This is a genomic window from Nocardiopsis sp. B62 (assembly GCF_018070675.1).
In the GTDB taxonomy this organism is placed as follows: domain Bacteria; phylum Actinomycetota; class Actinomycetes; order Streptosporangiales; family Streptosporangiaceae; genus Nocardiopsis; species Nocardiopsis prasina.
Map to the genome: position 1 here is coordinate 24,781 of NZ_JAGPXK010000040.1, position 6,874 is coordinate 31,654.

Genomic DNA, 6,874 nt, shown 5'->3' on the forward strand with positions numbered 1-6,874 from the left:
GCTCGTGTCTGCCACAGGCACTAGCCTATGAGCATGAAGTGGTGGAAGGCCTTGGGCGTGGCCGCCTTCGTGGGTGTGGCGGCCACCGGAGTGGCGATCGCGCGGGCCGAACGAGAGCGCCGCGCCTACACCCCCGAACAGGTCAGGGACCGCCTGCACGCACGTGTGGCGGAGGTCGACCGCGCCGCTCAGCGGCCGGTGGGGGAGCCCGAACACGAGGCCGCAGCCCCGAGCGGCCCGCTGGGCGCCCTGCGTGCCCGCCTGGCCGGGCTCCGGTCCTGGCTGCCGCGTCCCGTGGCCACAATCGGCCGCCTGACGCGCGGGACACAAGGGGCACGAGAGGGCGAGCGGGACGCGGCGGAGCGCTAGAGCGCGCCGCTCCGGCGGGAACGGCGGACTCCTCCAACGCCCCGCCGCCGCCTCGCCGTGGCCGTCAGGCGCCCTGAACGTAGGAGAGCAGGGTGCGTTCGACCTCCTCGGAGGGGCCCACGCCCAGCGGCGGCTCGCCCCTTTGACGGTCCCACGCCAGCACGTCGGCGGCGGTGGTGGCCAGCGGCGTCGAGAGCAGCCCGGCCTCCCGCGCCCGGCCGAAGTCGCGCTGGAAGGTCTGCTCCCACACCGGGTCCGGCCGCACCAACGGGAAACGGGCCTTGATCGTCTCCGGCGGCACCAGGACCGGCTCGACCTCGCTCCCCGCCGCTCGGGCGCAGGTGCGCAGCATCTCCATCAGGGTGAGCGGTTCGGCCGGTCCCATCGCGTTGAACACGCCCCCGCGGTCGTCCTCGGCCAACAGCACCACGAGCCGGGCCAGGTCCCGCACGTCGAGGAGTTGCACCGGCTGCCCGGGGTCGGCTGGCAGCACGACCTTGCCGCCGCGCGCGGCCCGGCGCACCCAGTACGTGAACTGGTTGACGTTGTCGTGCGGTCCGGCGAGCATCCCGGGCCGCACCATGGTGGCGCGCTCGCCGTACCGGGCGGTCAGCTCCTGTTCGCAGGCGACCTTGAGCGGACCGTGGGTGTCCCGGCCGATCTCCTCGGTGTCCCACTCGGGAGCGCGCAGGGGTGCCGACTCGTCCGCCCCTGGACCGGCGCCGGGCGCGTAGACGGCGTTGCTGGACACGAACAGGTACCGGCCCACGCGGTCGCCCAGCGCCTCATGGGACTGCCGCACGTGCCTGGGCACGAACCCGCTGACGTCGACGACCGTGTCCCAGGAGCCCTCGGCCAGTGCGGTGTGGTCGCCCTCCTCGCGGTCCCCCAACAGGAACCCCGCCTGGGGGAAGAGCCCCCGCGCGGTCCGTCCCCGGTTGAAGAGCGTGACCTCGTGCCCGCGCCGCAGCGCGTCGTCGACGATCGCCCGACCGACGAACGAGGTACCGCCCAACACGAGAATTCGCATGAGCCCAGAGCCTAGCGCCCGTTCCCATCAGCATCGAGCACCGTCACGGCTTCAAACGGGGCGGCCTGTGAGCCAGGGCCGACGCCACAGCGGGGATGTGGCCCTCTGTGGCGACGATTCCGGAGGTTCCTTCTCGGATGACCCCAAATCCCGTCCCGGCGGAACGAACCCGGGCCGGGCGGGCGCTCAGAGCGGCCTGGTGAGGTGGCCGACGCTCTCCAACAGCGAGATGTGGTCGGTGCCCAGGGACTCCAGGAAGGCGATCACGTCCCGGTGCGGGACGCGGTGCAGCGGGGCGCTGGTGCGGGTCAGACCGACCCGCGACAGGCCCTCGCCACCCCCCAGCCGGGAGGACGGGGTGGCGGGCGGGTCCACCCGGTACAGGCGCCAGGCGCTGCCCCTGGGAGCGGAGGCCAGCAGCAGGCTCGGCCGCCTCCACACGATGAGCGCCCACCCCTTGGGCCCCTCGGCGTGCACGATGACGGGGTCCGCCTGGGTCTCCAGCAACTCGACGACCTGCGCGGCGACCGGAACCGGGTTGGTGAAGGCGCCGCTGACCCGGTACGTGCCGGAGTCGTACTCCAGGGTCCAGCCCGAGGCCTCGAGCTCGGCGGCCACACGCGACAGGTGGCCGTCGTCCTCGGCAGGGGCGGCCACCTCGGACGGTTCGGGGGAGGGGACGGCCGGGACGACCAGGCCCAGTTCCAGGCCCGCCCCCGAGGAGGCCGTTCCGGTGAGCGCGGCCAGGTTGGCACCGCAGGTGAGCGCGCGGCGCTGGTCGCCCGCCTGCCACTCGACCAGCCCGCCGTGCTCGGGGAACCCCTCGGCGACGGGGTTCACGGCCGCCTGCGTCCCGGCCTCAGCCAGGGAGCGGGCGGCGTCCTCACGGTCCCGCACGGCCCACGATCCGGGCACGCCCAGGCGCACGTGGGTCGGGGACAGCCGCTCGGTGAGGGCGGCCAGGGCCGGGGCGTCGTAGCCGCGCAGCGGCGCGTGCAGGGTGAGTTCGTCGACCGGCCCCTCGGGCAGGTGGGACAGGAGCGGGGCGTCCAGGTTGTGCACCACCCGGACGGAGGTCTCCGTCGGGTTGGTGAGCAGCAGGTCCTCCAACCGGTCGGCGAGGGCGGTCAGCCGGTCGGCCAGGGACGCGGGCAGGGTGATCCGGCTCGCGCAGGAGGCGAGCCACGCACCCAGGTCGGCGAGTGCCCAGGGAATGCCGTCGGGGCCGCCGCGCAGCACCGTCCAGACGCGGTCCTCGGTGGTGGGGGAGCCGGAACCGAAGGCGGCCACGACGTGCTCGTCACCCAGGAGCAGGGCCAGATCGGGCACGGGGCGGTCGATCAGCGCGTAGGTGCGGTCCGGGCGCCGTACGGAGGCCTCCTCGGCGGCGGTGCCGAGCACCGTGACGAACGCGCCCAGGTCCTGGGCGGCGGGCACCAGTCCCCCTTCCAGGGCGGAGAGATCCATCACCGTCCCGACCAGCAGGAACTCACGCAGCGGAGCCTCGTTGGTGCGGGCACTCCACTCGTTCAGCAGGGTGAGCGGGGAGACGGACACGGGCGACCTCTGTTCTCACTGCGGGGACGCAAGCGAGCATAGTGGAGGACCTCGTCGTCGGGGCCCGGCGATCCCCACCCCTCTGGCGGCCGCGCGGCGACGGGTGCGACGATGTGGGGACCATGTCCGAGAGCGAACTGTGCCGACCGTTGCGCACCGGGGTGTTCACCCTGGTGTGCGCGAGCCTGTCCGCCGTCGGCCACGTGGTGAGCTCGGGGCACGACGTCCCCCTGGTCGGCCTCCTGCTGGGCACGGCCGTGGTCCTCGCCGTCGCGTGGGTTCTGTCGGGCCGCAGGCACGGTCCCGGCATGCTCACCGCGTGGATGCTGTGGGGCCAGCTCGCCCTGCACGTGACCTTCTCCTACACGCAGGCGGCGAACCACGTCGACCACACCGGGGCGGTCCTGGTCCAGGACCCGATGCCCGCCTGGGCGATGATCTCGATGCACTTGGTGATGGCCCTGGTCAGCGCCTGGTGGCTGCACCTGGGTGAGAACGCCCTCTTCGCCTTCCTGCGGTTCATGGCGCTCTCCCTGATCCCGCTGCTGCTGGTGGTCGGCGCCGTTCCGAGCGCGCGGGTCACCGCGTCCGTCCGGTTCGCCACCGCCGACCAGCGCCCGCGCACGCGCCCGCCCTATCTGCGCCACTCCCGCGTCCTGCGCGGACCACCGCCCGTTCTGGCCGCCTGACCGAGGTTCCAACGAACCCGGGGAGTTGAAGCCCCGGCGTCGTCAGGCCGCCCTCCGGCGTCCCCCGTGGTGCCCCGGCACCACCTGCCCAGAACACCCCGCGGCCCCCGCTGTCCAGAGACAGCGGGGCGGCCGCGCGGGCGGTGACAGAAAGCACGAGTTCCATGACCCGTAGTGACGGCTTCACCACGGTCCACACACCCCCCGACCTGGCCCCGCTGGCCCAGCGCGCCAGAGCGGGGGTTCCCGGGGCGATGGACGCCCTGTTCACCCTGACCCGCGCCGACGTGGTCCGCTACATCGCCCGTCGGGTCGAACCCGCCTGGGTCGAGGACCTCACCCAGGAGACCTTCCACAGAGCCATGTGCGGGCTGCCCGGATACGCGGGCAGGGCCCCGGTCCGGGCCTGGCTGCTGTCCGTGGCCCGCCACACCGTCGCCGACCGCTACCGCAGCCGCGAGCGCTCACCCCGCACGGAACCGGTCGACGACTGGGAGCGGGCGCTCGGCTCCGACTCAGCCGAGCCCGGGCGGTTCGACGAGTACCTCGCCCTGGTCTCCCTGCTGGAGGACCTGCCCGAGGACAGGCGCACCGCCTTCGTCCTCACCCAGGTCCAGCGGTTGCCCTACGCCGAGGTCGCGGCGCTCACCGGCGTCCCGATCGGCACGGTCCGCTCGCGGGTGGCCCGGGGCCGCCGTGACCTGGCCCGCCTGGTGCGGGAGGCGGCGTGAGCGCCCCGCCCACCCCCCGTGTCCTGCAAGTTCGAACCACCGTCCCGTGAGGAACCATCCGATGAGAACCCGACTCCCGATCCGCTCCCTGGCGGTAGCGGCAGCCACGCTGGTGGCCGTCACCGCCTGCGGAGGGCCCGACCTGGCGGAGGCCGAGCACTACCTCGACCTCTCCGACCAGCCCATGGCAGCCTCCGGGATCGAACTCGCCACCGTCGACGGGGAGCCCTGGGGGTTCACCGACGTCGCCGACGACCGGCTCACCCTGCTGTTCTTCGGCTACACGAGCTGCCCGGACGTGTGCCCGATGACCATGGCCGAGATCAACCTCGCCCTGGAACAGGCCGGAGATGACGCCGACGGGTTCGACGTGGTGATGGTGAGCAGCGACCCCCAGCGCGACACCGACGAGCAGCTCCGCTCCTGGCTGGACCGGTTCGACCCTGACTTCCAGGGTGTGCGCGGCGACGTGGACGACACCGTGCGGGCCGCCCTGGACTACGGCGTGCCCATCGATGCCCCCGAGGTCACCGAGGGCGAGTACCTCGTCTCACACGGCGGCCGCATCCTCGTGCTGACCCCCGGCGGTGAGGCGGCGGGCATGTTCGACGAGGGCGTGGGCGCCGACGACATCGCCCCGCTGCTGCCCGTGCTGCGGTCGGAGCTGCTGTGAGCCCCAGGACGGGGGTCTCCCGGCGCGGCCTGTTCGCGGGCCTGGGCGCCGCCGGTGCCGTGGGCCTGACCACCGGGGGACTACTGGGCGCCGGGGCCGCGCGCGTTCCCGAGGGTGAGGACCCGGCCCGGGGCCTGACGCTGTCCCGGAGCGGACCGGAGGACGGGCGTCCTCCCGCCCTGCTCACCCCCACCCCGGCCCACGTCCACGTGGTCGCCGTGGACCTGCGCGCCGAGGAACCCGGAGAGGTCTTCGAACAGGCCCGCGGGGTCCTGGCCCTCTGGGGTGAGCACGCTCGTGAACTGCACGAGAGGGGGCTGGCCGCACTCGCGCCCGGCGCGCCCACCCAGGGGCTGAGTCCGGCCTCGCTGGGGATCACCCTCGGCCTGGGCGGAGCCCTGCTGGACCGGGCCGGTCTGGGCGACCGGCGACCCGCGCCCCTGGAGGACCTGCCCGCGTTCGCGTCGGACCGGCTCGACCCCGCCCTGTGCGGGGGCGACCTGATGCTGCACGTGGGCGCCGAGGACCCGCTCGTGGTCAGCGCCGCCGTGGAGCACCTGCTCGGGCTGGTCCGGGACCGGGCCGCCGTGCGTTGGTCCCTGCCCGGGTTCCAGCGCGCCGCCGCGACCGCCCAGGACGCCTCGGCCACCCCGCGCAACCTCATGGGCCAGGTCGACGGCACGGTCAACCCCGAGCCCTCGGAGGCGGCGTTCGGTCCCCAGGTCCTGGCAGCGCACCCCGAGTCCGACACCTCGTGGATGGACGGCGGGAGCTACGTGGTGGTGCGGCGCGTCCGCATGCTGCTGGACGACTGGTTCGACCTCGCGCCCGAGGCCCGGGAGCGGGTGATCGGCCGACGCCTGTCGGACGGCGCGCCACTGGGCCGTGATCGGGAGGACGACCTCCCCGACCTCGCCGCCAGGGACGAGGACGGGGATCCCGTGGTCCCGGTCGACGCCCACGTCCGCCTGGCCAGCCCGGAACGCACCCTCGGTGCCCGCATGCTGCGGCGCGGGTTCAACTACGACCTCGGCTGGAGGGACGGCCGACGTGAGGCCGGGTTGCTGTTCACCGCCTGGCAGGCCGACCCGCGCACGGGCTTCACCGCCGTCCAGAACGAACTCGACCGGGGCGGGGACGCCCTCAACGCCTACGTCCGACACGAGGGGAGCGCCGTCTTCGCGGTGCCACCGGCCCTCGATCCCCACCCGGCGCACTCCCTCTGGTGACCGGGCCGACCGACACACGGGACACCATCATGAAGACACACACCCTGACCCTGCTGGCCCTGGCACTGTTCGTCACGGGCTGCTCCACGGACGGCGGCGTGCGGGAGGCCGCCGTCGAGACGCCCGAACGGGGCGGAGCCGAGGCCGACGCGCTCATCGTCGAGGACGCCTGGATGCCCGAACCGGCCAACCCCGAGGTCGGCGTCGTCTACATGGCGATCACCAACACCGACGCCTCGTCAGCCGACGCCGTGGTCGACGTGCGCACCGACGCCTCACCCGACGCCGAGCTGTGCACGACCGAGACCTCGGACTCGGGCGCCGCCGTGATGCGGACCCTCGACGAGATCCCCGTCCCGGCGGGCGGCACCACCACCTTCGTCGACGGCGGCTACCACATCATGGTCAACTACCTCCCCGAACCCCTCGCGGTCGGGGACTCCGTCACCGTCACGCTGGGCTTCGCCAGCGGAACCGAGATCGAGCTGGACGTGCCCGTGCAGGAGATGACCGGACCGACCCAGGACGAGGCGGACCACGGCTCCCACCACTGAAGGGGCGGCGTGAGCGGCTCGGCGGGGCGCGGGCCCCGCCGA

General features: G+C 73.7%; 8 protein-coding genes. 6 read left to right on the forward strand and 2 right to left on the reverse strand.

Going from position 1 to position 6,874, the window contains the following annotated elements:
* Positions 1–33 precede the first annotated feature (33 nt).
* Positions 34–369, forward strand: a complete 336-nt coding sequence (locus tag KBX21_RS25145; protein ID WP_247666314.1) for a hypothetical protein — start codon at positions 34–36, stop codon at positions 367–369.
* A gap of 64 nt (positions 370–433) precedes the next feature.
* On the opposite strand, the gene KBX21_RS25150 is transcribed toward KBX21_RS25145, so the two are convergent.
* Complete coding sequence (locus KBX21_RS25150) at positions 434–1,399, reverse strand: SDR family oxidoreductase (protein WP_210844111.1); 966 nt, start codon at positions 1,397–1,399, stop codon at positions 434–436.
* Between the two features lie 186 nt (positions 1,400–1,585).
* Positions 1,586–2,956: a hypothetical protein gene (locus KBX21_RS25155; RefSeq protein WP_210844114.1), complete on the reverse strand. Its 1,371-nt coding sequence runs from the start codon at positions 2,954–2,956 to the stop codon at positions 1,586–1,588.
* 122 nt (positions 2,957–3,078) lie between these two features.
* Here KBX21_RS25155 and KBX21_RS25160 point away from each other — a divergent pair, with 122 nt between their 5' ends.
* The 5 genes from KBX21_RS25160 to KBX21_RS25180 all read left to right on the forward strand — a co-directional run bounded on the left by KBX21_RS25160 (position 3,079) and on the right by KBX21_RS25180 (position 6,832).
* Positions 3,079–3,645, forward strand: a complete 567-nt coding sequence (locus tag KBX21_RS25160; protein WP_199776634.1) for a hypothetical protein — start codon at positions 3,079–3,081, stop codon at positions 3,643–3,645.
* Positions 3,646–3,809: 164 nt separating this feature from the next.
* Positions 3,810–4,376 carry an RNA polymerase sigma factor gene (locus KBX21_RS25165; protein ID WP_049576129.1) on the forward strand — a complete coding sequence of 189 codons (567 nt, stop codon included), beginning with the start codon at positions 3,810–3,812 and terminating at the stop codon, positions 4,374–4,376.
* 61 nt (positions 4,377–4,437) lie between these two features.
* A complete protein-coding gene (locus tag KBX21_RS25170; RefSeq protein WP_210844116.1) occupies positions 4,438–5,049 on the forward strand; it encodes an SCO family protein in 612 nt (203 codons plus the stop codon).
* Entirely contained in the window at positions 5,046–6,278 is a 1,233-nt protein-coding gene (locus KBX21_RS25175; RefSeq protein ID WP_210844119.1) for a Dyp-type peroxidase, read from the forward strand. The genes KBX21_RS25170 and KBX21_RS25175 overlap by 4 nt, the downstream gene beginning before the upstream one ends.
* A 29-nt stretch (positions 6,279–6,307) precedes the next feature.
* Positions 6,308–6,832: a copper chaperone PCu(A)C gene (locus KBX21_RS25180; protein WP_210844121.1), complete on the forward strand. Its 525-nt coding sequence runs from the start codon at positions 6,308–6,310 to the stop codon at positions 6,830–6,832.
* Positions 6,833–6,874: the final 42 nt, after the last annotated feature.